The organism is Paenibacillus sp. FSL P2-0173, from assembly GCF_038008045.1.
Lineage (GTDB): Bacteria > Bacillota > Bacilli > Paenibacillales > Paenibacillaceae > Paenibacillus > Paenibacillus polymyxa_B.
Window position 1 is genome coordinate 70,155 of record NZ_JBBOYK010000002.1, and the last position, 25,567, is coordinate 95,721.

The 25,567-nt window shown below is 46.6% G+C and carries 21 protein-coding genes and 1 pseudogene; 4 read left to right on the plus strand and 18 right to left on the minus strand.

The genetic code is table 11. The features are described 5' to 3' along the window. Positions 1–3: 3 nt before the first annotated feature. Complete coding sequence (locus MKX30_RS10525; RefSeq protein WP_341062816.1) at positions 4–1,806, minus strand: vWA domain-containing protein; 1,803 nt, start codon at positions 1,804–1,806, stop codon at positions 4–6. A gap of 300 nt (positions 1,807–2,106) precedes the next feature. Here MKX30_RS10525 and MKX30_RS10530 point away from each other — a divergent pair, with 300 nt between their 5' ends. The 3 genes from MKX30_RS10530 to MKX30_RS10540 all read left to right on the plus strand — a co-directional run bounded on the left by MKX30_RS10530 (position 2,107) and on the right by MKX30_RS10540 (position 3,503). Beyond that, positions 2,107–2,259 (plus strand): hypothetical protein, encoded by a 153-nt coding sequence (locus tag MKX30_RS10530; protein WP_023988385.1) that lies wholly within the window; start codon positions 2,107–2,109, stop codon positions 2,257–2,259. After that, complete coding sequence (locus MKX30_RS10535; RefSeq protein WP_023988384.1) at positions 2,252–3,169, plus strand: hypothetical protein; 918 nt, start codon at positions 2,252–2,254, stop codon at positions 3,167–3,169. Before MKX30_RS10530 ends, MKX30_RS10535 begins: the two co-directional genes overlap by 8 nt. 172 nt (positions 3,170–3,341) lie before the next feature. Further along, positions 3,342–3,503: a hypothetical protein gene (locus tag MKX30_RS10540; protein ID WP_023988383.1), complete on the plus strand. Its 162-nt coding sequence runs from the start codon at positions 3,342–3,344 to the stop codon at positions 3,501–3,503. A gap of 181 nt (positions 3,504–3,684) precedes the next feature. Here the strand turns inward: MKX30_RS10540 and fabG are convergent. The 5 genes and pseudogenes from fabG to MKX30_RS10570 all read right to left on the minus strand — a co-directional run bounded on the left by fabG (position 3,685) and on the right by MKX30_RS10570 (position 10,335). Beyond that, positions 3,685–4,439: pseudogene (gene fabG / locus MKX30_RS27380) on the minus strand (3-oxoacyl-ACP reductase FabG). A gap of 335 nt (positions 4,440–4,774) precedes the next feature. Then, positions 4,775–7,531, minus strand: coding sequence for a PHB depolymerase family esterase (locus MKX30_RS10555; RefSeq protein ID WP_341062819.1), 2,757 nt, complete (start codon positions 7,529–7,531; stop codon positions 4,775–4,777). A 274-nt stretch (positions 7,532–7,805) separates the two neighbouring features. Next, positions 7,806–8,144 carry a hypothetical protein gene (locus MKX30_RS10560; protein WP_023988379.1) on the minus strand — a complete coding sequence of 113 codons (339 nt, stop codon included), beginning with the start codon at positions 8,142–8,144 and terminating at the stop codon, positions 7,806–7,808. Between the two features lie 135 nt (positions 8,145–8,279). Next, on the minus strand, positions 8,280–9,410 hold the full coding sequence (locus tag MKX30_RS10565) for a bifunctional cystathionine gamma-lyase/homocysteine desulfhydrase (RefSeq protein WP_025724184.1): 1,131 nt from the start codon (positions 9,408–9,410) through the stop codon (positions 8,280–8,282). A gap of 1 nt (position 9,411) precedes the next feature. Continuing rightward, positions 9,412–10,335, minus strand: a complete 924-nt coding sequence (locus MKX30_RS10570) for a PLP-dependent cysteine synthase family protein (protein ID WP_023988377.1) — start codon at positions 10,333–10,335, stop codon at positions 9,412–9,414. Positions 10,336–10,590: 255 nt separating this feature from the next. Here MKX30_RS10570 and MKX30_RS10575 point away from each other — a divergent pair, with 255 nt between their 5' ends. Continuing rightward, a complete protein-coding gene (locus MKX30_RS10575; protein ID WP_068940772.1) occupies positions 10,591–10,953 on the plus strand; it encodes a hypothetical protein in 363 nt (120 codons plus the stop codon). 119 nt (positions 10,954–11,072) lie between these two features. On the opposite strand, the gene MKX30_RS10580 is transcribed toward MKX30_RS10575, so the two are convergent. From MKX30_RS10580 to opp4C, 12 genes are all read right to left on the minus strand, one after another. Next, positions 11,073–11,372, minus strand: a complete 300-nt coding sequence (locus MKX30_RS10580) for a DUF6509 family protein (protein ID WP_023988376.1) — start codon at positions 11,370–11,372, stop codon at positions 11,073–11,075. Continuing rightward, positions 11,366–13,333, minus strand: a complete 1,968-nt coding sequence (locus MKX30_RS10585; RefSeq protein ID WP_339201974.1) for an ATP-dependent DNA helicase — start codon at positions 13,331–13,333, stop codon at positions 11,366–11,368. Before MKX30_RS10585 ends, MKX30_RS10580 begins: the two co-directional genes overlap by 7 nt. Before the next feature lie 291 nt (positions 13,334–13,624). Next, positions 13,625–14,629: an ABC transporter substrate-binding protein gene (locus MKX30_RS10590; RefSeq protein ID WP_023988374.1), complete on the minus strand. Its 1,005-nt coding sequence runs from the start codon at positions 14,627–14,629 to the stop codon at positions 13,625–13,627. Between the two features lie 100 nt (positions 14,630–14,729). Next, positions 14,730–15,248, minus strand: coding sequence for an RDD family protein (locus MKX30_RS10595; RefSeq protein WP_028542365.1), 519 nt, complete (start codon positions 15,246–15,248; stop codon positions 14,730–14,732). 397 nt (positions 15,249–15,645) lie between these two features. Then, entirely contained in the window at positions 15,646–16,782 is a 1,137-nt protein-coding gene (locus MKX30_RS10600; RefSeq protein ID WP_023988372.1) for a glycoside hydrolase family 88 protein, read from the minus strand. Positions 16,783–16,842: 60 nt separating this feature from the next. Further along, complete coding sequence (locus tag MKX30_RS10605) at positions 16,843–18,753, minus strand: hypothetical protein (protein ID WP_028542367.1); 1,911 nt, start codon at positions 18,751–18,753, stop codon at positions 16,843–16,845. 28 nt (positions 18,754–18,781) lie between these two features. After that, the gene (locus MKX30_RS10610; protein ID WP_076160355.1) at positions 18,782–20,686 is read right to left on the minus strand and encodes a heparinase II/III domain-containing protein; all 1,905 of its coding nucleotides are present in this window, start codon (positions 20,684–20,686) and stop codon (positions 18,782–18,784) included. A 207-nt stretch (positions 20,687–20,893) separates the two neighbouring features. Beyond that, a complete protein-coding gene (locus MKX30_RS10615; protein ID WP_023988369.1) occupies positions 20,894–21,886 on the minus strand; it encodes a cation diffusion facilitator family transporter in 993 nt (330 codons plus the stop codon). Positions 21,887–22,145: 259 nt separating this feature from the next. After that, entirely contained in the window at positions 22,146–22,415 is a 270-nt protein-coding gene (gene rpsN, locus MKX30_RS10620) for a 30S ribosomal protein S14 (RefSeq protein WP_023988368.1), read from the minus strand. A gap of 262 nt (positions 22,416–22,677) precedes the next feature. After that, a complete protein-coding gene (locus tag MKX30_RS10625; protein ID WP_341062820.1) occupies positions 22,678–23,646 on the minus strand; it encodes an ABC transporter ATP-binding protein in 969 nt (322 codons plus the stop codon). Continuing rightward, positions 23,639–24,622 carry an ABC transporter ATP-binding protein gene (locus tag MKX30_RS10630; protein ID WP_053325318.1) on the minus strand — a complete coding sequence of 328 codons (984 nt, stop codon included), beginning with the start codon at positions 24,620–24,622 and terminating at the stop codon, positions 23,639–23,641. Before MKX30_RS10630 ends, MKX30_RS10625 begins: the two co-directional genes overlap by 8 nt. 13 nt (positions 24,623–24,635) lie before the next feature. Further along, a complete protein-coding gene (opp4C, locus tag MKX30_RS10635) occupies positions 24,636–25,562 on the minus strand; it encodes an oligopeptide ABC transporter permease (RefSeq protein ID WP_023988365.1) in 927 nt (308 codons plus the stop codon). Between the last annotated feature and the right edge of the window lie 5 nt (positions 25,563–25,567).

Below are 25,567 nucleotides of genomic sequence, written 5' to 3' on the forward strand. Positions count from 1 at the left end.
CGTTTAGCTGTTTACTGAAATAAATTCCAGTAAAATGGTTTTGTCCACACTGGCTAACGGGATGGTCAGACGATCACCGTTTTTGAGTTCAAGACCGTTGCCTGTGTCTACAGCCCGTCCGGATTTCTCAATCGTAATCTCGGGGGTACTGCGCACAATGATACGATCCTGATTGGCTGGTGTGAACACGACCTTGTCGGTTCCAGCAAATTCCGGTGCCAGTTGCAGCAACTGGTGCAGATTAAATTTGCCCCGGAAGGTGTTCAGCTTCTTGTATTGTGGATACGTTTTTTCGCCAGTGTTCTCATCCCGGATTTCCAGTACGATTTGACCGACAAAGCCACGGTTGGCCTTTTTGACAGCCTTCCAGATGAAATATGCGGCAACCAGCAGAATGAGCAGCCCCAGCCCTAAAAGAATGAGTGGCATTAGCTTGGACTTTTCAGCAGGTGTTATTGGCTGTGTCGTGCCCGTATTCGTACCGCTCGTCGCCCCTGCTTTAGCACTGATGGTTACAGGCTGTGTTTCACGGTAGAAGCTCTTCTCCTCTGCTCTAACGGTTAGTTCGTAGTCATGCTCATCTGGAATCGTATAGCTACCGGTAAAAGAATCCCCTGCATTGGTTAACGGCACCTCATTCGTTGTACCGGAATCCAGATCCTTGACCTTCAGAACAGCATTCATATTCGCATACAATTCCTGATCCTGAAGCTGCTGGCTATTGCTCGTCAGGTAGGAACGAATTTGAACTGCATCGCCTTTTTTGTATGATTTGGCGGACGGTGCGTCCATTTTCAGCTCCAGATCGTAGTTAAACACCAGATTAATATCAATCTGATCCTGCTGGACTCCCTTGACTTGGAGCTTCCAGTCACCAGCCACAGGCTTGAGCAGTTTAATCAGCGAGTAGCTTTTGGACTTGGACAGCAGCACATCGCTCGAAGGAATCGGCTTGGTGTTGCCCGACGGGTCTATCAGTCTCGCATCCACCGGTTTCGAGGACATGATCGAAATGTTAGCCTCCAGCACACTATCGTTCGGTACGGTTACCGTTACATCCTGATAGTCGCCGTTTGCCGTAATGGACTGCAAAGGCACCACTTTCAACTTCAAATTGCTGGCGAAAATTTCACTTAAAATGTTCGGCAGGTCATCCGCTGAGCTTGTAATAAAGGACTTGCCGCCCGTTTGCTGCGCTATGTCGGCAAGCTTGTTTTTATTCAGCTTCCCATCTGCATTCAAGCCGATGGTGTAGATCGGAACGCCGCTATTTTTAGCCTCGGCTACAGCCTGTGCCATATCCTGATCTGATTGGCTTTCGGTTCTGCCTGTCGTCTTATTAAAATCGTTGTTACCGTCGGCCAACATGACGATCATAGGCGCATGTCCAGCTGTTTTACCATCTTGCAAAATGCGGATCGCTTCCTTGACACCCACGGAGGTGTCAGTATACGCCCCCCGGTTCAGTCCGTCAATAAACGTCTTCAGTTCCTGCTTATCCGCTTCGGATGTAATATTAAGCAAGGCTTTCTCGCGCTGTACGACATCCGTATACGCTACAATCCCGACCTTGTCATTTTGCGTCGACAGCATATCAATGAACATTTTCATGGCTTCATTGCCAATTTTCCCAGGATCACTGGTGTTCATTGAATTACTTACATCGACGACCAGCACCGCATCCACCTTAGAAGCAGAGGGCGAAGCGGCATTCGCCATCTGTGGCTGCCATGCCAAAATCGAGGTCATGATCATTGTACATATGATTCCGATGACCAAAAACCATTTTCTGTCTCTACTAAACATCGCTTGTACCCCTTTGCCGGTTAATTCTCATTCTAAATTACAGTTGTACTCCCCTACTATTAAATTATAATGAGTTTTACATGAACGCCAGCTGAAAATACTGCCCAAATGGTCTGAATCCAACCAAAAAGCCTGTCATACCGCGAGATTTTACCAATATCCTGCAGTAATGATATAATTATACCCCAACAAGGGCAATCGGGCACCAGCCTTCTCCTTTATACGACAAAAATGACAGTAGCGAAACCCGCCCATGTAAAATATTGAAGTAAAAATCCAAGCAGAAAGAGGAAGTACACTATGATCTCATACGGATGTCTGGCGATTATGTTTCTTTTTGTCGCCATCAAATCACTAATTTACTATATACATAAAAAACGCGCCCCGTCGATTACACAAATCGACACCGAGCTTCTGGCACTGCTGAACCGGAGAAGTGAGCGCAATGAATAGTTCCAAACAAGCTGTACAATTTCGCCCATTTACCCGCACAGAGCACGCCTTCCAAAAGCTAAGAGTCTGCAAGCGTTGTGGACAATTCACCGCCCTTTGGGAAGAGAAATGTACATCATGTGGTCGGGATACACTAGTTCCTGTAGAGCAATATGCCAAACTTAGAGCCAAACGTTATTTTCGTAAAGACCTTGCCGTCGGCGTCATATTGCTGGCCGCTACTGTTTTTTTCGGCCACTCGCAGCAACAAATGTTTCTATGCGGTATCGTCGGTGCGTTCTTTCTGCTGCCCTTGGTGCTTCTACAGCAGGGTATTTATCCTTATGAGCAGCGTAGGCAGCTTATACGTCTGTTCAGAGGTCGTATAGGGCAGATCCAGGAAGGACTAAACGTTAATCATAAAAACGCGGTTGCCCTGCGGCAGCTCAGTGAGCGTGTCTCCTATGAAATGCTGCGTGAGATGGCTGTACTCATTCACAATGATCGGATAAGGCTCCAGCAGGTCGCCCTGCTGCAATCTTTTGTTCTCCGCAAAGACATGGAATTAACGCTCGATCCTCTCCTGATCAAGAGCTTCGAGCCGCTTATGGTCAGATATATCGGAGAGATTGCCAGACTCAATCGTGAGCTGATCAAGGACCGGACATTCCGATACGTAGTCTTTTATGAGCGCCGTATTCTGGAATTGGCAGGGGGCGAAGATATTCTCGTCCGCGTAGCCAGTGCAGCTGTCCGTAAAAAGCGCTACGTAGTCACCCATGCCGCTTTCATTTCCAGATATGTACGCAAACTGCCAAAGGAACGAGTCCAGCGTTTATATCATATCATTCAAGAGAATCCGTTAGAACCCTTTGGAGATTTGGCCGATGAAGTAAAGATCATGTACCTGATGGAGCAGTATAAAAACTGATCTGTCCTAACGCCCTTCTATATATGACGTCATTACCATGACAAACCACTGCAATAAAGCAGCAAAAAACCGTCAGGATCGCCTGGGTGGTATCATCCCCTTCAAGTAGACACTCTAAAAAAACCTTGTGTGTTACCATGAGGGTATGAGTGAACCTGGAGGGGATTTTCGTATGGCTAACCAACTCAAAGTTTGGGTGAAGAAGGTTCGAAATGCTGAACCGCTCGATTGGCGCAAGGGTTCATCCAGCCCGATGAAGGGGCGTACACGTACCTCCTTTTCCAGTATCAAAGAAGAACGAGATTACTTGATAGCTCAGGGGTGGACTACTTAAAAAGCGATATTCAAATCTGGTGACGGAGCGAAGCTCAGCGGTTTCAGGGTAAACTCAAAAAGCGCGCCCCGATCGAGTATCGGCACGCGCTTGCAGCTTAGCTTTTTTCATTCGTCTACTTGACAGGGGTATGACTACTTGAAGGATTCATTTTATTCCTCTTGGTACAAACTTGTTTTTATTAAGATTCAGGCAAGCTCTGTCCTCCGTCAATAATAATTGTTTGTCCCGTGATGAAGCCAGCCTCCTTAGAGGCAAGAAATGCAGCTGCATGTCCCATTTCTTCAACGGTTCCAAACCGTTTCAATGGAATAGCTGGAAGCATGGTTTCAATGTATTCTGGGAAGGTTTGTATCATTTCAGTCATTGTATTACCGGGCATGATCGCATTGATTGTAATACCAAACGGAGCTAACTCAAGCGCTGCACTGCGAATAAAACCGAGTTGGGCAGCCTTACTGGCACCGTAATGCGACCATCCTACAAATCCTGTCGCCGACCCCGTAATCGAAGATGTTAACACCACTCTTCCATATTCAGCTTTTTTAAGAATGGCAGACAAGCCTGTACAGAAAATAAAGCTCCACGCACATTAGTATTCATCACGCTATCCCATTCTTCAGCAACCATTTCTTCAATTGTAGTCATAGGGGCAATACCTGAGTTAGCACACAACACATCAATGCCGCTAAAGGCCACCGATACTGAATGTGCCATCATTTCCATAGAAGATCGATCCGTGACATCACCTCTAAAGCCTTGCGCGTATCCACCGGATGCTCTGATTTCGGCAGCGCATATCTCGGCCTCATCTAGGTTACGAGAAATAATGGCTACTTTAGCTCCCTTTTCAGCAAAGACTTTGGCGATTCCTTTACCAATCCCCTTACTCGAACCAGTTACAATAACCGACTTGTTTTCAAATGAATTTTCCATTATGTTTTCCCTCCTTCGGAGAGAGCATTTGCTCTCTAAATAGATCAAAAAAATATCTTATAATAATATTAATAGAATGCATGACTAGATTAATCTTTTCCTGTGCACTTAACGTGCCTTTCCCTGGACAGAAGAAGGATTCAAAACGTTTATGATGATATTCACATTTTTTAGCTTTGTCAATAAAGTGGACGCACAAGGCTACTTCCATATCTCGACATGGTTGAGCTCTCTTGAAGGAGTTTTGATTTGTCTCACGTTAAGGGGTCAGTCCCCCTCCCCAACTCCGGACGTTTTTTTATTTTAGGATTATCGTGTCTAATTAGCTGTCTTCTTTATTGGCCTTGCAGTTTTTGCTGCGCATGTCTGATGGAAGTAAAGTTAAAAGCACGCACTCCCTTGCTGTCATACACAATAATCTCTTTATTCAAATATGGGTGTAAACCATTAAAATATCCAGGCATAATCAGTCTGCGCATAAATAGGTTTTTACCCAACATACGGGGGGAATTGGTCGCTACGACAAGCATTTGCTGGGTTGCAGACCATGGGCTAGGTTGAATATATGACAGACAATACTCGCCTGCCGTAAAATCGCCGCCCAATGTATACCCTTCCTCCGTACATGTAATTTGCAGATCAGCTTGGTGCTTCTGAAGCAGCTCATGTCTGGACAAGCCCGAAGTGACACATATCACGTTGCTATCAGCCAGTGCTTCCTCTGTAATATCATTGGAAGACACCACCGGATAATGAACACCGATATACGGATTCCAAGTCGCTGTTCGTGGGCTAGCCAAGGCGTTCGCCGTCCGTCTCACCGCCTGCTCTTCCTCCGGTGTAGCATAGCTGGATGGAAGGACAATGTGAAGACGATCCATATAAACGTCAAGCACACCCATACCATGGCTCAAAACGTTTCTTCCCACGCTTTTCGAATCCACAATTTCCTTTTTGGCATCCGATTCTTTTGAAAAGCATTCACTGCTTTCTTCCTCCCGTTCGGCAATCAAACGGTATTCAGGTGAGGGACGTTTATGTGAGTGTGTTTTAACAAAGCGAAAGCGGCTGTATTCCCGCAAGTCCAACACGAAAATACGGGCTCCGATACGAACTTGGGCCAATTCCAAGGGCATGACCTCTTGAGAAAGATGAATGATAAATTCTTCGGCGTGAACTGCCTCAATATCCAACTCACCTGTGGCACTCATTTCAACGTACAACTCGGCATATTCCTCATTTTCATCCATTCGCGTCAGTTCCAGCCAGTAAGCCCGGTTATGTCTGCCCCGTTCCGTCCGATAGGCAATACGCTGAGGTACGACATCCCTTTTCCATTGCATAAGCCAACCCAGTACGCCGTCCAGAAGTCTCAGCTCATGCGTATCCCAGTGATTAGACTGCCGCTCTACGACACCTTTAAAATGATCAGATGGAAGCTCTGTTACAGGGGCTGTGTATGCTTGTGCAAATAAGTAATCCTGATCTCCGCATACATTCAATATTGGCATATTCAACAGATTTATCAGATGCTTGGGATGTGGCGCTCCAGAGATAACCGCAATAGCCGCAAACCGAGAAGGATAAGCCTGTGCCATCGCCCAGGCCGCATATGCTCCGTTCGAATAACCCGTCAGATAGATCCGCTCTTCGTCCACTCGGTACGCTTGCAGTATGACATCCAGCGCCTCCAAAAAAGCAGCTTCTCCAATATAACTGCCCAACGTTACACCACGGCATGAAAAAGTAACGAATATAGCTTCCTCTTCCCAGCCTTGCCCAAAACCTCGATTCTGAAAATCCGGCAAGCCCAGTTCATATCGCTTGCCTGGCATCAGAACGATCAGAGGATACTGTCGGTCAGTCGAATAGCTTCTGGGAAGCTGAATGGTATAGCGTTGCAAACTATTATCCAAACGGGAGACAAAAAATCCTTCCCCAATTCCGTCATTAGACAAAAAGATGTGTTCTTCTTGAAGTAAGGACGGGGAGTGTGACTGTTCGGCATGTCCACACGTGAAGATTTGTTTTAATAGCTTGATATATTCACGTACAACCCGGTAATCCCAGATTTCAAAAGGATCTTCCGGCAAATCCGTTAACCTTTTTAATTCCTCAAGCAGGCCCTCTATTTGTATTTTCTGCGCAGAATGAAGAATATCTATAGCGCGGGCTTGAATGTACCGGTCATACTCTTCCTGCAAGCCCTCCACGACGACTGACAAAGGCCGCACAAGTGCCGAATACACAAAATGATGCTCCACAGCCTCATGATCCCGATATGTAACGGTGAAGTGCAGCATTCCCGTATTCCTGGCCTTTTCCTCGTCCCAGTCATAGCTTTGCTCCTGCTCCCAATGTGCTGGAAAGCGATCCAGCTTCATGCCTTCATCATTCGTTACCTCGACCCATAACGTTTGATCTAAGGGAAGATCTATCCGATCCTTACGCAGTAAATAAAATAAGATCGGGCTGTCTTCACCCTCCCTGCCAGCACTTTTCTCAACCTCTAACCAAGCCATATGAAAACGTATATTACGCTCTACAAATTCACGTTGCAGTTCTGTCACATCTGGTTCGTCGCATACCTGATTTCCACTGATACGAATAGAGCGGGCCTCCTCGGGAATAAACGCAGCAATGATAACTACCGTGTGATCGCCTTCCTCCAGATACAAGCGAAAAGGACCGGATTCCGCATATACCAGTGTGCCATCTATCCAAATTTGTCCCGTTCCTTCAAAGGGTCTGAAAATCACTTCCTGTGCAGCCATACAACGAAGATTTGAAACCAGCAAAAGCCTTTCTTGTTCGGCCAAAGGCGGAAAAACACCTAGATTTAGTTCGGCAGTCCGAGGGTCCAGCTCGGTCAATAATCGGCACGCTGCCTTTCCTCCGGCTGAAAGCTCTACTCCTTCTTCATCACAAGCCTTTTCCAAATTCCATTCCTCATGGGCAAAATAACTTGTCCATTCCCTGCCCACACCGCAATTTTCCGGGAGCATGACCGGACCGACTGCATAAGCAGACCTCAGACGTACCGGATGATCCGACAGCACAGTTGTTGCTTTTTCCAGATGTGTGAACCTCATAACATTCCCCCTCCAGGTTTTTGTTTCCTCAGAGACGTAGTCGCGGTTATATTCCGTTTAACATTCAATTTAACTATATAAAACTATTCGTTATTACCTCTACGTACTCCTCTGTTCTTCTCAAAAAAGTAGCTATGATAAAACAAAAAAAACGAAGAAAGCAGAGTGCTTCACTTCGTTATTAAAAATTTCTATATCTAAAAACCTATTTAATGCTGCCATGATTGTTGCTAACAATACTAGGGTATAGTATGTTTAGGGTGAAGTTACTATTTTAAAAATGTGCATAACTCGCTTGAATTTGCTTTTCCAACTTAATGCGTTCTAACTTTAGCTCCCAAATCTGTTCGCTCCACGAGTTTCGATCCGCCGCGTTATTACTATTTCGTAAGAGATCAAACAACCTCAGCAATTCATCGTTAATCTGATCAAAATGCCGCCACAGCGTATTAATCTCAGAATCTTTAGTCTCTTTGCCATTCTCCAGCAATTGATGCCGCAGGGCTTCTTTGAGCTCCTGTTGCCACTCTATATCGTTCAATTGTTTCGCATAATTAAGAAGATCCAGATAGTCATCTACCTGCAGGTAACTGCGTGTTTTTATCTGTTTCATAGGGTCTCTCTCCTTATGGCTCAATCTATTACCAAGTATTATACTCGGTTATTAAGGGAAAGCAATACTTTATTCTACAATACACAAAAAAAGAGGCAGCCTCAGCTACCTCTCTTGAACATTACGATTATTTTCTTACAATGCTGCCTGCAAATCTTCGATCAAATCTTCCAGATCTTCAATCCCAACCGAAATCCGCACCAAACCTTCGGTAATACCTAGCTCTGCACGACGTTCTACTGGAATAGAGGCGTGCGTCATACGTGCCGGAACACTAATCAGACTTTCAACCGCTCCCAAGCTTTCAGCCAGTGTAAAATATTTCACCTTTTTCAGAAGTGCAACCGCGTTAGCGTCGCTACCTACATCAAAGGAAATGATGCCGCCAAAGCCTTCGGCCTGGATTTTGGACAGTTCATGCTGTGCATGGCTTTCCAGTCCAGGATAGTACACTTTGCTAACCTTCGGATGTTTTTCCAAAAAGGCTGCAATTTCCTTTGCATTTTGCTCAATCGCTTCCATACGCAGACCCAATGTTTTAATACCTCGGATCAATAACCAAGAATCTTGCGGGCCGAGAATAGCACCAATGGCGTTTTGCAGAAAATGAAGTTGTTCTCCCAGCTCGTCGCTGTTCACAACAGCCAGACCGGCTACAACATCGCTATGGCCGCCCAAATACTTGGTAGCAGAGTGAATGACGATATCAGCCCCAAGTGTAATTGGCGTCTGCCAATAAGGGGTAGCAAATGTGTTGTCGACGATCAATAAAAGATCATGTTTTTTTACAAGCTCCGAAACAGCGCGGATATCCGTAACCTTCAAAAGCGGGTTCGTTGGCGTTTCGACATACAATGCCTTCGTATTCGGACGAATTGCTTTGGAGATGGCTTCCAGGTCAGTCGTATCCACAAATGTGGACTCAATTCCGATACGGCTGAGGACTTTGCTTACAATACGGTAGGTGCCTCCGTATACATCATCGGTCAGCAAAATATGATCCCCTGCATTAAACAGTGAAAATACCGCATGGATTGCTGCCATACCCGAACCGAAAGCAAAACCACGCTTTCCTTCCTCCAGATCCTTAATCAGCTCCTCCAGAGCAAACCGGGTCGGATTGCCTGTACGCGAATATTCGTATCCCTTATGGACGCCAATTTCCTCTTGCTCATAAGTGCTTACCTGATAAATAGGAACGTTAACCGCGCCTGTATGGGGATCGGTAGGAAGCCCGCCGTGAATCAGTTTTGTTTTGCGTTTCATTTTATATCCCGCCTTCATATATTTTTTTGCTCAGATAACGTTCGCTGCTATCCGGGAAAATGGTAACAATATGTGCGCCATCCGGTGCATTTTCGGCTTCCAGTAAAGCGGCATGTAAAGCAGACCCTGAAGAACTGCCAACGAGAAGACCTTCACGTGCAGCCAGTTCCTTGACACGGTCAAAAGCATCAACATCGCTAATGGTGTGAATGGCATTAAAATATCCTTTATCCACAAATTCAGGGATTAATTCCATGCCAATTCCTTCCGTTTTATGTGGACCTGACTCGCCGCCATTCAAAATGGACCCTTCCGGCTCCACGATGACCGTTTTAAGGGCTGCATTTTGTTCCTTAAGATAACGCGAGGTTCCCATAAACGTTCCCCCCGAGCCTGCACCTGCCACAAATACGTCCACTTTGCCGTCCAGATCGTTCCATATTTCAGGTCCCATTGTCGTATAATATGCCTCGGGATTATCCGGATTACTGAATTGCCGTGGCAAGTATGCATCTTTTATTTCAGCAGCCAATTCTTTTGTTTTTTCGATAGCTCCTTTCATCCCCTCACTTGTCGGGGTATGAACGATGCGTGCTCCCAATGCCTTCATCAGGTCCTGCTTCTCTTGGCTGAACTTCTCAGGCACAGCAAAAATAACCGAGATATTATAATGAAGCGCCGCCATCGCAAGACCAATACCTGCGTTGCCTGCTGTTGCTTCAATTAATGTCCCACCTGGCTTCAGCTGACCTGTTTTTAATGCTTTTTCAATTAGAGCCTTACCTACCCGATCCTTTACGCTGCCGCCGGGATTCATAAACTCCAGCTTCGCAAACAGGCGAATTCCTCTCGGTAGAGAATAGCTGTTCAGCTCCACTAATGGCGTACGTCCGATGAGTTCAAGGGTATTTTGATATACATTCATAATTTCAAGCTCCTTTTAATGGCGAATCCAAAATAAACCAATGGTCAAAAATTAACGCCTATTGTCGGAGAAGTTCGCTATCATCTCCGAGAAAACACAGTAATACGGTAAGTATTGATGCAATAAGATTTTATGTGTATTTGAAGCTTTTGTCAAATGGACCAGTCACAATACCCACACACCCTGCCTGCTTGCTCGATATGATAGAGAAGATGTCACAAAATATCCCCGTGCAACATAAGAAGGAGTTCATATATGGGAAAGCAATTTCTGAAGATAGCTGCCGTATATTTTGCCCTCAGTGTGCTGCTTAGTGTAATTATTGGCGTGTCGGGTGATTACAGTCTGTCCAATGTTCAGTCTCATATCCATTTGTTAGGTTGGATTGCACTTGGAATTATAGGTCTGATCTATGTGACCTTTCCTGCACTTTCAGTTACTATTCTGGCACATATCCATTTTTGGATGCATAATATCGGTCTGCCTGTGTTGATATTGGCGATTATAGGTGAAATTTACGAGGTTCCAGAGGCTGGAGTGTGGATCACCATAGGGTGGGTGTTACTCGCGGGGGGGACTGTGCTGTTTATGGTGAATGTGTGGGATAGACTGCGCTAGAGCAAATAAGTTCTCTTCATTTGACCATAAAAAAAGGAGCCTGATCATGTCAGGACTCCTTGATATCTTCATTATATGTTAGCTATACACCAGCTGTGCTAGCTAAGTGTTCTATACTGTTACTTCACTGTTTCATCCTGTACATGTTCTTTACAGAAGTTCTCAACAGCTTGCAGCTCATCATCTTCAAGTTCAAGATCAATGTAACTATTCGTTACTTTTTCAATTAATTCATACTTTAGCAGTCCCGTCTTTTCTTCGTCTACTAAATAAAGACAACGGATATACAGTCCGTTTTCAGTGTATAGCTCGTCGTCCTCCTCTACCTCTACATCAATGATAAATTCATAACGCTGTCCAGTCAAAATACCAAAAGCATCTTTAATCTGATCTACTGTGTACGTTGTAAAATTCAACATGTTTTTATTCCCTCCGGGTTTCCTTCAATTACGGTGCATTCTACGCCCGCAGGCAGTAGTTGTTCAACTTGTGTGCGTACTTCTTGACGTCTCAAATCCTGGCCCATGATGGATATCCAGCCTCGATCATTACGCGAGCGAATTAAACGCCCTATGCCTTGTCTGAGTCTAAGTGCCATGTGAGGCATATCTATCTGAATAAACGGATCTGCTGCATCCTTGCGCAGAGCCGTAAAAACCGGATCATTCGGAGGAAATGGCAGTGACCAGATAATGACGTGCGACAGAGAAGGTCCAGGAATATCCAATCCTTCCCATAATGTAACAGCGCACAACACACTTTCCTCATCATTCTGAAAAGCTGAGATCAGATGGCTGATTTCAGCCGAACCTTCGTACAGAAAACGATAGGCTGATGCCTCCGGGTAAGCAACGAGATCCTTCTTGAATGCAGCCAGTTCCTCCTGTGAAGGAAACAGGATAAGCGCTCTTCCCTGCGATTTCTCCAGCAGTGTCAGCGCTCTCTGGATTGGATCATGCCCCACTTGCAACGGGTACAGTGCAGCTTGCATCTGATCGCTGTAGTCATAAGGTGAAGCAACAGAAAACGTTAGTGGATTTTCAATACCGAGACTCTGTGCCATATAGTCAAAAGAGCTCTCTACGGAAAGCGTAGCTGAAGAGAATACGATTGGTATATGCTGCGCAAATACTCGTTCTTTGAGAATCTCTTTTACCATCTTCGGCATAACCACAAGCGTTAACCCATCCTGATCCTCCATCACCCACGAAATGAGAAGTTCAGGACGCTTAAACAAAGCCAATGCGGTTTGAATCATTTCCAAATGTTCTTCCACAATTTTGACTTGATACTCATCCAAAGAGAATAGCCCGCTTTCAAATACAAGCTCTTCTTCGATCGTGCCGATCAATTCACCAAAGCGGTTTACCTCTCGAATCAGCGACTCATTCAGGATGAACTCCTTGCGATTAGAACCCTGTACAGGCTGACTGTTCTTATCAAGCGCAGCGAACAAAACCTCACTTTGGGAGATCGCATCTTCGATCGTCATTGCCAAAGATTCTCGCACTTCCCCCTCGAGAAGTCGGGTAATAATAGACTCAAACTGAGCGTGCTTAAGCTTGTAGGTAAGTGCATTTTGTGCCGCTGTCTCCAGCAGATGCCCTTCGTCAAAGACGACAGAGCTGTGCTCCGGCAGCAACGGCAGCTGACCCTCGCGCTTTCTCGCTTCGTAGGTCCATACATGCTCCATATAAAAGTCATGAGAGCAAATGACCAGATCTGCCGCTTTGCGGTAATGATCACGAGACAACGTCTGACCGCAACGATGGCGCTGATGGCAAACGAGACAGTCTTGAAATACATCCCATCCGAGTCTGCTCCACTGTCCATCTGTTAGCTCGGGATACTCCTTCCGATTTCCGTAAGGAGTGAAGGACTGTAACGTATCTGGAAAATGAACAAAATCCGGCAGTTCCTGATAAATATCACGGAAAATATCTGCGTCCTCATCCAGTCCGCCTCGCACCTCATCCAGCTTATTCAGGCAAATATACTGATCCGGCGACTTCCCCAATCTGGCATCAATCGTCAGACTCAAATGCCGTGCCAGCTTGGCGATATCCCCTTCCGGCTTTACCAATTGTTCAATTAACGATTCATCCGCACAGGCGATAATCGCCGGTTTTCTCATGTATCGAGCATATGCAATAGCGTACAGCAGGTATACCAGCGTTTTACCAGTGCCCACACCTGCTTCTGCAAAAATGGTCTTTTTTTCCTTATAGGCACGTTCTAGCTGGAATGCCATATAAATTTGTTCATCCCGAACCTCAAAGCCGACTTCAGGCAAAACTTCATAAAATACATCCGCAATCCAGTCACTTGCCTGCTCAATAAACGGCTTGGACGGATCAAAGGCAAAAGGGTAAGTAGTCAATCGGGCTGTGCCTCCAATTCGTTCATAATGTGCATCCTTTCATTATAACGCAAAACAAGCTAAAAAGAACATGAAAACTGTAAGAACAGCTTACATTTTTTATTTCGCCATGAAATTCTATAAATAAAGGACATCAGGGTTCGTTTGTGTGAGTATGCTACGAGGAGGATTTGGCGAAGGATTTGGTGGAGAAAGCTTGATAAGAGATAGGTTAAGCAAGGGAAGTATTCATAGCATAATGAGAAAACAAAGAAACCAGCTAATGCTTTCAGGCACTGGCTGGTTCCATGTTTACTTTTGCTTCATCAAATCTGGAATTTGTTCAAGAAGCCGTTCTCTCGTGATGGCATCATCAAAATTCCATGAGCTGTCGAGTGTATATACCCGTTTGTTTTGAACCGCGGGAATGGTCTTCCATATTTCACTGTTCATCAGATTATTAGTAACTGCAACTGTTTCTTTACTCTGATCCGACAGAATAAATAGTTCATCCCCGATAAATGCAGGAAGCACCTCGTTAGAAATGGTAGCAAAGCGCTCTTTTTTATCAATCAGGTCTGTTTGTACCTTGGGAGCCGGTTTAAAGCCAAGCACATCATACAAGGACACGGATGCACCCTGATGTCCCATAACATACAGGTTCTTCCCCATAACTAACAACACTGTCGCTGTCTCTCCTGGCTTAATGTCAACATCCAGCTTGGCCTTCATTTGTTTGGCCTTCTCGTCATATAAGGTTTTGAATTGGTCTGCCTCTTTAGTTTTTCCAAGAAGTTTACCTAGCTCCTGCATACGTTCAAAAGTTGCCTGGTCGGAATGAAGAGCCACGGTAGGTGCAATTTTAGCTAACGTATCAATCGCCTTTTCATCCCAATTGTCGTGAAGAATAAGGTCCGGTTTCAGCATCGTCACTTTTTCCAGATTCACTGGGTAGCCTACATCGGTAATATCCTTGGTAAGGTCCGCATACACAATTTGTGACTGAATGACACTCAGACTCGCACCTGCTGGACGTACACCCAAGGCAAGCAAATCCCCCGGATCACTGCCTACATAAACGATCCGCTGTGGATTTACCGGAATCGTTACTTTACGTTTTTGAGAGTCTGTATATTCTCGGGTGGTCGGCGTTGTTGATGCCTCTTCCTTTTGAACCGTGCTGTTTGCAGCCTGTCCTGCTGTAGGGGAAGTTTGGGCAACATTTCCTTGAGAGCTACAAGCTGATAGTACAACGGCTATAATGAGCAGTACTCCCGCCAGTATAGGGAGTTTGGTCGATTTTTTTACATGTAGCATATGGATGTATCCTCCAAGTTATATAGTCTATAGAAAATGATAATCATTATCATTCACTTAATATTACATAATAGACCCATCTTCTGCAACGGAAATTTCCTTAATTCATGATATTAGAAGCTACTGGAGGGAAGGGCAATTGTTGATCATATCGCTGCAATTCTTTTTTATTCACAACAAAGGTGTTGGTACAAAGATCGTGGAGTCCCTGTTTTTTGGCAGTAAAAGCAACCACAATATAAATAATATGAGCAATTACAAAAGAAATGGCTTTAATCCAATAACGTCCTGAGGCATGTAAGAATCCAAGACGATTTCCTTCCTTGTCTACAACAATTAAAGAGAACACCAGCTTACCCGGTGTTGCTCTTACCTTCGATGATTCCCATAACACACAGTACAACCATGGCACTACGAGCCATAAGATCAGCGGCCACAACATAAGCAGTACTTGTATGAAACCCGTCTCCTTTATGCCCAGAATATCTGGGATAATGTAAATTGCGCCCCCTACTAAAAGGACTATGGCAGTAAGGATGATCAGATCAATCACAAACGCTGCCGTTCTTATCCAAAATCCTCCGTATATTCTTTTTGTACAATCACTTGTTGCTGTCATGATATGTATAACTCCTTTTGCAAATGAGATTTAAAATCCAGTTTATTCCTTTACACAAAAAGATATCATACGGTTACCCACCTATATTGTCAATTTACGAGTAAATGCTCTTAAACAAGTAAAAGGACCTATTTCCATGCATCAAAATGAAAATTTTCATAGGAGTTAAGAGCTTATATCAATGATTTTTCTCTGATTGGGTACAAAATAAGCTCAGCCACAATCTCTTAACCCCCTATAAGTAGTACTTTGGCATCGAAATAAATCCAGCCTTTTCATGCATAAAAAAACAGCGTATATGTAAATGAAATTACACACACGCTGCTTCACAATTCATTCCGTAAATCTGACAAACGACCGTATGATTAAAATGAGTTCGTTCTTGCACGCTTATACACTATATTTTTTTGCATTCAACACTAAACAAACCTTCTTCTCCGCGCAGCTTTGCCAATGCCTCGACAAAGAAATAATCGCCATAGATAATGGGAACGTTGATGTATTTTTGCTCAGGATAATGTACAGTCCCGTTCATCAGCAATCCCTCATGCTCCTCGCCCCACGCCGTACATGTATGATGCAAGCCCTCGAGGATAGATGCTGCAGCTTCTGTAAAATGCTCTGCACGCGTCGAATATTTTGCCAGCTCCAGCAAACCACTGGCCGCAATTGCCGCCGCCGATGAATCCCATGCCCCGCGGTGCTCTTCTTCTGCTCTAAAATCCCACACAGGCAGGCAAGCATCGCCCAACTGGGACAGGAAAAAGTCAGCCGTGTTCTCGGCCACCTTCAAATAACGCGAATCGCGCGTGTACCCATACGAAAGCGTAAAACCATACAAAGCCCAAGCCGTGCCACGTGCCCAGGCAGAACCGGGAGCAAATCCCTGTCCACCATGCTCGGCGACCTTTTTTCCAATCTCCGGATCGAATTCGATCACATGTGCGATAGAGCCATCCGAACGGACAAATTCACGTGCTACGGTATCTGCATGCTGCACAGCGAGAGCGGCAAAACGCGGATCTCCGCTTTCCTCCGAAGCCCAATAAAGCAGGGGTAGATTCATCATACTGTCTATAATCGCAACGCCCCGTGTATCCATGTCCTTCGAGGGGAAGTTCCACGCACGAATAAAACGGCCATTCACGTTAAAACGGGCAGCCAGCAGATTGGCAGCCAATAACCCACGTCTTCTGGACTCAGAATCTCCGTTCAATCGGTGGGCGGCCACGCCGCTGAGCAGCCAAATAAAGCCAAGATCATGGTCTACAGCTTCGCTATTATAGAGTATTTTTTCCAAACGACCCTCGCACCGCTGTGCAATCCCGGCAGCCACACTGTCAGGACGCGCCCGATTGGCTAGCCATAGCAGTCCCGGATAAAAGCCTGCTGTCCACCACGCTTCTTCACGATTATCATAACGTCCACCCTCTGCAACATGTGGAAAAGCGTCCCCCAGTCTTGCCGCCAAGGCAAGCGTTTTATCCAAAGCCAGCTCCCACGATTGCTCCAGCCACGCTTCTGTTTTCGTCATTTCTTTTTCCTCTCCCTTTTTCCACATGTTTAAAAATATATATGGCTACACCAGTTCCATTTATTCAGGTAACCGAATGATAAAGGAAATGCGGTTGCCTTCACATTCCAGACGCGCTCCCTTAAGTAAACCATTCCGACAGGCCACAGAAGCTAATTCTTCCGGCCAAACCACGTTCGTTCCTTCCGTCGTCGGGATGACTTCAAGGCTTGCACCTGCGTATTCTACTCGAATGCTTTCCGTTTCTTTCCCAGCTGACATGACATGATGAATAACACTGCGCTCCCGACCGTCGTACGCCATTAGGGGAATAAGTGCCCCTACATTCTGAATATTGCCTTGAAGCTCATACGCCACTTCAATTTTGCCGGGTACCTGACGATAATGCGTTCGGATTTCCCTCACTCCCGGGAATGGGCCTTCCCACAGGAGTGTAAAATCCGTTGCTCCGTCAGACGCTGAGCTTTGTTCCATCTGTACGGTTCCTCCACCATCCTGCGGGTCAATCCCTCCATCCCGGTCGAACTCCAGCGTACCGGGAATGCCCTCCGACAAGCTGTGCCACTTTCCGTCCTCCGTTTGCCAGGCCGGGGTATAGCTCAACGGGAAAATATCTCCCTCCGCGAAGCCTGTAAAGCCGCGGTCTGCATGACCTGCTGAGGACGGACCGATCAGCGACGGCAGCGCAGACTGCTGAATACGCACGATGCCCGGAATATTGTACGGGTCGTTGACCGATGTTTGCACAAGCATTTGCTGCCCGTCTACGGCTGCAATGACAGTCTGGAACCAGCCATCCGTTGCCAACACCCGGCTGCCGATCTCCGCCGGGATGAAGGTTGGGGAAATGCGATCCATCTCCTCACCATGTAGAAGGGTGTGGGCCAGCACAGCCGCCGTCCACAGACTGTAGCAGGTATGATTCGAGTACACCTCAAAGCCATGCCGTGCCTCGGACGGATAATGGTTGCGGACGATATGCAGCTTGCCGTCATCCGTCTGCCAGCGGCTAATCGCTTGCCAGCATAGATCTGCTGCCCGTCGGAACGCACCTGCGAGCCCATGCTCTCCTGCTGTAAAAGCCTGCTGTGCATGTGTTGTAAAGACAAAGGCCGCCGCCGATTCGTTCCACTGATGCTGGGCGCTTCTTCCACGCGGCGGAATTTCCCCGTGCGGGGATAGCGCCAGTAATGTGCTGAGCGCCCCCTTGCGAAGGTGGTCACGCAGTTCGAGTGCGCAGCTGCCATCATATCCGTTCTCCAGCATCACGCCCAGATGAAAACGTGTAACGATATCGTAGGCAAATGGGCTATTGGGCCGATCCAACGGACCATCCTGATACAGGCCCAACCTGGTAAAACGAGGCAAATGGTAGCTGCGGATATACGTCTCCATCCATTCCGAATCGGCTGCAATTCCTTCCGTTGCACGCAAAAACTCGCCGGAAATCATAATCGCATTCCAGTTGATCATCCGGTTCGGATTTTTCATTTTGCTCATCGTAAAAATGTAGGTCTGCTCCGGCTGAATTCTGCTCAGTTGCTGCTTCCATGCCATGGCTTGTTCTGGCAGCAGATTTTTAAGGAGCCGATACGCTCCCATCATCATAATTGGAAAAAAGTCTGGGTGGTGATCTGGCGCTTTTTCCTCCACTACACAAGCTATGCTATGCGTCAAGGCCGCAGCAGCAGATTCCAGTAAATCATGCCGGCCTTCTTTGACCAACACCGCCGCAGCCAACGCATAGGAGGGGGTGGAGTAGTACCGTTCACTTTCAGAATGGGGGTCAATGATAGCTCCGGTTTCGTCCTGATGCAGGGCATATGCGCGAACCAGCTTTTCCAGCACAGCCAGCTTATGTTGGTGAGTCCAACCGTCATTCACTCGATTTGGCGCGCTTTCCACCTGTTCAATAAATCTCTCCAGCTCCGTCTGCCAAGGGTACACGCTGCCTGTCTGCAGCTTATTCATCCTGTCTGCCTCCCATTCAAAATGAAAATTAATGTATGGTAAAAAACAGATTACAATCTACGCTTGCAGAACCGTTCCATTGATTGGAGTCCAGTTGCAGCGATGTTTTATAAAACACAAAAGGAACTCCGTCATGATCTATGTGCTTCACAGCCTCCAACCCCGCCCGCAGCACGCTGGCATCATAATCTAACCTGACCCCTGCGTTCGCTCCCTTCCATTCCACGAAGCCTGCTCCCAGATTAGGCTGAATACGACTGATCAAAAGCTCCTCCACATCCCGTGACTTCATGCTCACGCCAGACGTTTCAAACTCAAAATGATCTGTGACGGTAAGCCTTGCCCCCTCGTTTCCCTCCAGCACATTCCATGTAAAGGAGCGGGTGAAGACTGCCAATTCTTCTACAGGATAAGCAGATGTCAAATCAAGCTTAAGCCTTGTGCCCGTCTGTACCTCCTCCTGCTCATCCAAAGCAATATCCAGCACAGCCGCCTTTGCCTGTGCGCCCGATTGCTGCATAGTCCCATTGATGACAGGCACGGAATGACCGCCGGAGGAGATATTAATAATCGACTCTCGTCCCGATGAAAAATAGGCTTTCGTGTACAAGCCTGCTCCCAGATCGCACAATATATTTTCGCCACCGCCATGAAGGATGAAATGTCCAAGATCGTTATGATTGTGCGGTTCATTGTTATGCCCAGCCTTCGCTGAAAATGCAAGCATGACACCTGGTTCACCCTTTTGGCTTTCGGGTCCACTATGGCTGGAACTGCAGCTGCGGCACATCAGCCAACCGAGTTGCGGCAAATAATTGGTAACGGTCTCACCGCTCCCGAATGCCAGAGGATTCGTCCAGACCAAGTTGCGCAATACATGAGCCCAGCGGCGACAGGGGTCTTCCAACAGACCAGGTACGCGGAAAGGGAGTGTAGATGGTCCTCCTTGCAAAGAATTCAAATGAGAAATGAGTCCGGAAGGCAATCGTTCCGTTTCACTACTGTCCGAATAATTAGCGAAAATACCATCCGACAGATGAACCCGCTCTGCAAAGGCTGCGATTTGCCTAACCTTTTCCGAGTTCAGAATATCCACAGCTCCCTCGGTAAACTCACGCAGCATATCGGCAAAATAAGTGAAATAACCAAAGCCGTACACCCAGTAACCTACTCCTTCGGGACATCCCCCGTCCTCTCTGTAGCCTGCCAAAAAACAATCCAGCGCCCCCAGCATACTCTCGATGGCTACCGCTCTGGAAAAGTCGTCTTCTACCAGCAGCAATGCTGCAATTCCGCAACCGGAAGCACATACTGCCGACCAATTATGATCTGCGGTTTCCCATCCAAAATGACGAGGCTTCCAAAAAACGGGTTCCAGCACACGACGTTCAATCTCTTCGTGCACCTGAGCGACCACATGGCTAGCCAGTTGTTCTCCTAGCAGCAATAAAATTTCAACCAGCGTTTGTGCTGTTTCGGACGCGAATAAATCCACCTGCTGCCAAGGCGGTGTTACTGTGTCCTCTTCATTGACATGTGCAGGAAGCGCCCATGTGTACTCGCTACATATGTCCAGCAGACCGCTTTCCACCTCTTTCATCTTTCGAGGCTCCGGCTTGACAACAGCTTCAAGCACTATAGCAACCAGTCGTCCACGCCGTTCAAAGTACACATCCTCATACGGCTTGCGCTCTCCTGTATTAGTAAATTCCCGAAACAGAGACAACGGCAGTTCAGGCCATGATGTTTCCCGATTATCTTTACAGACACGCACAATATCCATCCAAAGTTCGGCGTATATCGGCTCAGAGACAGTCGTCCGCAGCCTTTTTGTCCAATTACTCCTTAACCGTTGCCTTGCTGAATCCTGCATGCCGCCAGCCAGCGCCTTAACGAGCCGCGAAGCAGGCCAAGCCTCCCTCAGAAGACTCATTTGCATTTCCTCCCCATGAGAAGCATTTGTTTCACCTTCTTTTTTGTTAACGCTTTCATTGTATCTAACAATCATCCTAAATTCAAAGGGGTAGTAAAACAATTGAGAAAAAAGTAAAAGAACCTCCATGCCCCGTTGCTGTGGTCATGGAAGCTCTTATTTTACACTATTGCCAATCCCCGTCCAGATTCGCTTTGATCATTTTTTCTAAACTGTGGGTTTCTCTTGTTTCCACTTTCTAATCCCGTCATCTTCCAGAATACCCAATGCTGCATCTGAGATATTAGGATCACGTAGCAAAGCGTCCTCGACTCTAAATTTAATATCGTCAGCATCTGCCAGCGTCATGCCCGGTGTAAGCTCAATCAACCCTTCCACGTGATAGTAGCGTCCCTCCTGTAAAATACGCATTTGATAAATATCCGTTACATGTGTATCTGCTAGAATAATGGAAGCCACACGTTCTTCGATATCAGGAGGAGCAGATACACCAATCAAGCCTACCATGTTGTCGTAACCGACCCGGAAAGCAACACCGACCATCAGACAACCGATGAGTATACTCGAAATTCCGTCCAGCAGTTTAAAATCTGTCAGCGATGTGACCACCACTGCTAGCAGAGCAAGTACTCCACCCGTTGTTGCTACCAAATCTTCATAAAACACCAGCCGGGTTGGCGGTGCAGCACGCCCCACATGGCGGAACGCAGTGGTGAAAATGCTTAGCCCCTTCGCTTCTACTCTGGATTCATGCAGCACTTCTTTCATCGCTTTGCTCCATACAAATCCGTCCACCACTAGTGACAAAATCAGCACTACTACATTAATCCAAAATCCATGTGTAGATTCAGCTGGATGCTGCAGCAAATGAATGCCTTCCAATGCGGTTTCATAGGCCATAATCGTTACAACAATAACGGCAACCATACAAAACAGGTTAATCACTCGTCCAAAGCCGGTAGGAAAGCGTTTTGTCGGTTTTTTCTCTGCTAGTACACTGCCCGCGAATACAAACATTTGATTCACTGCATCCGCAATGGAATGCATCATCGTAGCAAACATAGAGCCGCTGCCTGTCAAGGCAAAAGCAATCCCCTTAATCAGAGCAATGCCGGTATTACCTAACGCCGCCGAGCCCGAGGATTTGTTTCCTTTTTTGACCATACTCCAAAAGGAGTCCTCTCTCTGTTTCACTTCCATCTTGTAGCTCCTCCTGAGGTATACATAATCTGATATATCCACATTATGTAATCGTTTGTTATGTATATTTTTAACCCGTCCATATTCTACCTAACCATCTGAGGAGAATCAATACAAACGATAATATTTTCCATGGAAAAGGAATGCCCCATGTCCCCCTACGACATGAAGCATTCCCGTTACAACCTTCTATCAGACATATCCTCAGGTTAACAACACAGATAATCTCCATGCGCTGACGATCGACATAAGTACCTGTTTACCAGCTTGATTTCGTAATTCCTGGAATTTGGCCTTTATGTGCCAACTCGCGGAACGCGATACGAGACAGCTTGAATTTGCGCAAGTATCCTCTAGGTCTGCCCGTCAGCTCGCAACGGCTTTTCAGGCGGGTTGGAGATGAGTCACGCGGAAGCTTTTGCAAAGCTTCGTAGTCCCCTTTTGCTTTCAATTCACGTCTCAGGTCCGCATATTTAGCTACAATATCCTGGCGTTTCTTCTCTTTTACGACTTTTGACTTCTTGGCCATGTAAAGCTCCTCCTTGTGATATATGCCAATCATGAAGGTTCACCATCACTACCGCGAGATTGATGAACACGGATATGGACATGATTTTATACCTTAAATAGTAATCATTACGATTAATATTTAATATAACGCTGCTCCAGGTGTGTTGTCAACCCAAGCGGTTTGAATCACGACATTAAAAAGCCGTTGAAACAGCAGCCCCCTTCACTCTTGTGAACGGTCTGCCGTTTCAACGGCTTTAAAATTTGCTGACTGACTTTGTTCATTCAGCCAAATGGCAAGCTACCCAGTGATCTGGACGAGCCTCACGATAGAGTGGAATCTCTTTGGAGCAACGGTCGATTGCAAAGGGGCAGCGAGTATGGAACTTGCAGCCCGAAGGCGGATTAACCGGACTTGGAATATCCCCCTTGAGCAAAATACGTTCTCTCTTCAGCTTCGGCACCGGAATAGGTACAGCCGACAGCAACGCCTTCGTATACGGATGCAACGGATTCCCGAATAGCTCGTCACGCGATGCCGTTTCGACCATGGAGCCTAAATACATCACGCAAATACGGGAACACAAATGTTCCACCACGCTCAAATCATGCGAGATGAACAAATATGTCAGACCCCGTTCGGCCTGCAATTTGGCGAATAGGTTAATAATCTGCGCCTGTATGGACACATCCAGCGCTGATACCGGCTCATCAGCGATAATTAAATCCGGCTGAAGCGCCAGCGCTCGGGCAATGCCGATCCGTTGGCGTTGACCTCCCGAAAATTCATGGGGAAAACGGTCGATATGATACTCTGACAATCCACATAGCTTGAGCACGTCCAGCACAATCTGCCGGACCTCCTCCTTCGTTGCTATACCGTGATCCAGTAGCGCCTCACCAATGGCATCACCAATCCGTACACGCGGATTCAGCGAGCTATATGGGTCTTGAAAGATCAGCTGAATTTTGGGACGAAGTTCCTGCATCCCTTTGGCTGACAAGCTGTGTAGATCCACCCCTTTGTATTTTACGGTACCGTCCGTTTTATCCGTCAATCTAACAATCGTGCGGCCCACCGTGCTTTTACCGCTCCCCGATTCCCCTACCAATCCGAAGGTTTCACCCTGACGGATCGTAAAGCTGATATCGTCTACCGCCCGCACATGTCCTGAAGTACGGTTCATAAATCCGGACTTCACCGGAAAGTACGTTTTTAAGCGGTCTATTTCCAACAACGGCTCAGCCATGAACAACCGCCTCCTCATATAACCAGCAGGATGCTTTCTGCTGAGCTGAAACTTCTTTTAATGTAGGCTCCTTTACACGACAAATGTCCATGCACTGCCCACAGCGGTCATGAAAATAACAGGAAGTCGTCAGCTCCAGCGGATTAGGGACCTGCCCGGGAATGGAATACAGTTCCTCTTGGCGCTGATTAAGCACCGGTTTGGATTTTAGTAACCCTTGTGTATAAGGATGCTTGGGATGATTAAACAGCTGTACCACTTCGCCTTCCTCGACGATCTTGCCTGCATACATCACAATGACGTAATCAGCCATTTCGGCGACAACACCCAGATCATGGGTGATTAGCATGAGCGACATATTGGATTGGGCTTTAAATTCACGCAGCATATCCAGGATTTGCGCCTGAATCGTTACATCCAACGCCGTGGTTGGCTCATCCGCGATAAGCAGCTTGGGACCACAAGAAATAGCAATTGCAATCATAATTCGCTGCAGCATCCCCCCGCTCAGCTCATGCGGATAACTTTTTAAAATCTGCTCCGGCCGGGATATACCGACCTGTTCGATCAGCTCCAGTGCTCGCTTACGAGCTTCCTTACGGCCCATTTTCAAATGCTCAATCAGTGGTTCGGATAGCTGTTCACCAATGGTCATGACCGGATTCAATGAAGACATCGGCTCCTGAAAGATCATGGATATTTCATGTCCGCGAATCGTGCGCATCTCATTTCTGCTAAGCTCTAGCAGATCGGTTTCCTCAAAGCGGATGCTTCCGCCTGCCACTTTACCACCGGGACTCTGGATCAGACCCATGATGGACATCGCGGTAATACTTTTGCCGCATCCCGATTCACCGACAATGCATACCGTTTCCCCTGGCTTCACACGGAAGCTGATATCATCCACCGCTTTAACCGTTCCTTCTTCTGTATAAAAATGAGTGCTTAAATGTTCAATAGAAAGTAAATTGTCCATGGTGTATGATCACCTACCTCTTATGTTTCGGGTCAAGTACATCCCTCAGCCCGTCACCAAAAATATTAATAGCGATGACTGTAGCAAAAATAGACAGTCCTGGCGGTATCCACAACCACGGACGTTGCTGAAAATCCAGCACATTGTTAGCGGCATCAATCATGTTGCCCCAAGTCGGTGTTGTGGGCAGCACGCCAAGGCCAAAGAAGCTGAGCACAGATTCACTCAGGATGGCTCCGCCAATATTCAATGTAGCGATAACGATCAACAACGGTAAAATATTCGGCAGTAGATGCTTGAACAGCTTTCGACGATTCGAGAGTCCCAGTACCGTCGCGGCTTGCATAAATTCACGTTCCCGCAAACTAAGCATCTGGCCCCTCACCATCCGTGCAATCCCCGGCCAGTTGACCAGACTAAGCATCAGCATGACAATATACATCCGTTGATCGGGTGGAACCTTCCAGTCAGATAGCAGCGCGCCCATAATAAATAGCAGCGGCAAACTGGGAATCGTCAGCAGCAAATCAGCAACGCGCATAATAATCTGATCCGCAATCCCGCGAAAATATGCGGATATGACCCCCAGCGTAGCCCCCAAAAAGACTGACAATACCATTGAAGCCAAACCCACGGTAAGAGAAATTTGACCTGCTTGCATCACACGTGTCAACACATCCCGCCCCAGCTTGTCTGTTCCTAACCAGTGATGGATATTTGGCGCCTTGTTCATCATTAATATATTTGTTTTATTATCGGAATAAGGAGAAAATAGCGGACCGATAAAACAGAGCAAAAACATAAATACCACGACAAGCAGACCAGCCATAGCAAGCTTGTTTCTGAACAGCTGCCGGAGCGCTTGCTGCCACATTGAAGATTTAACAGTTGTTCGCAGTCTGCCGCTGCTCTTGCTCAAATTACTGCTCACGGATGACATTCCTT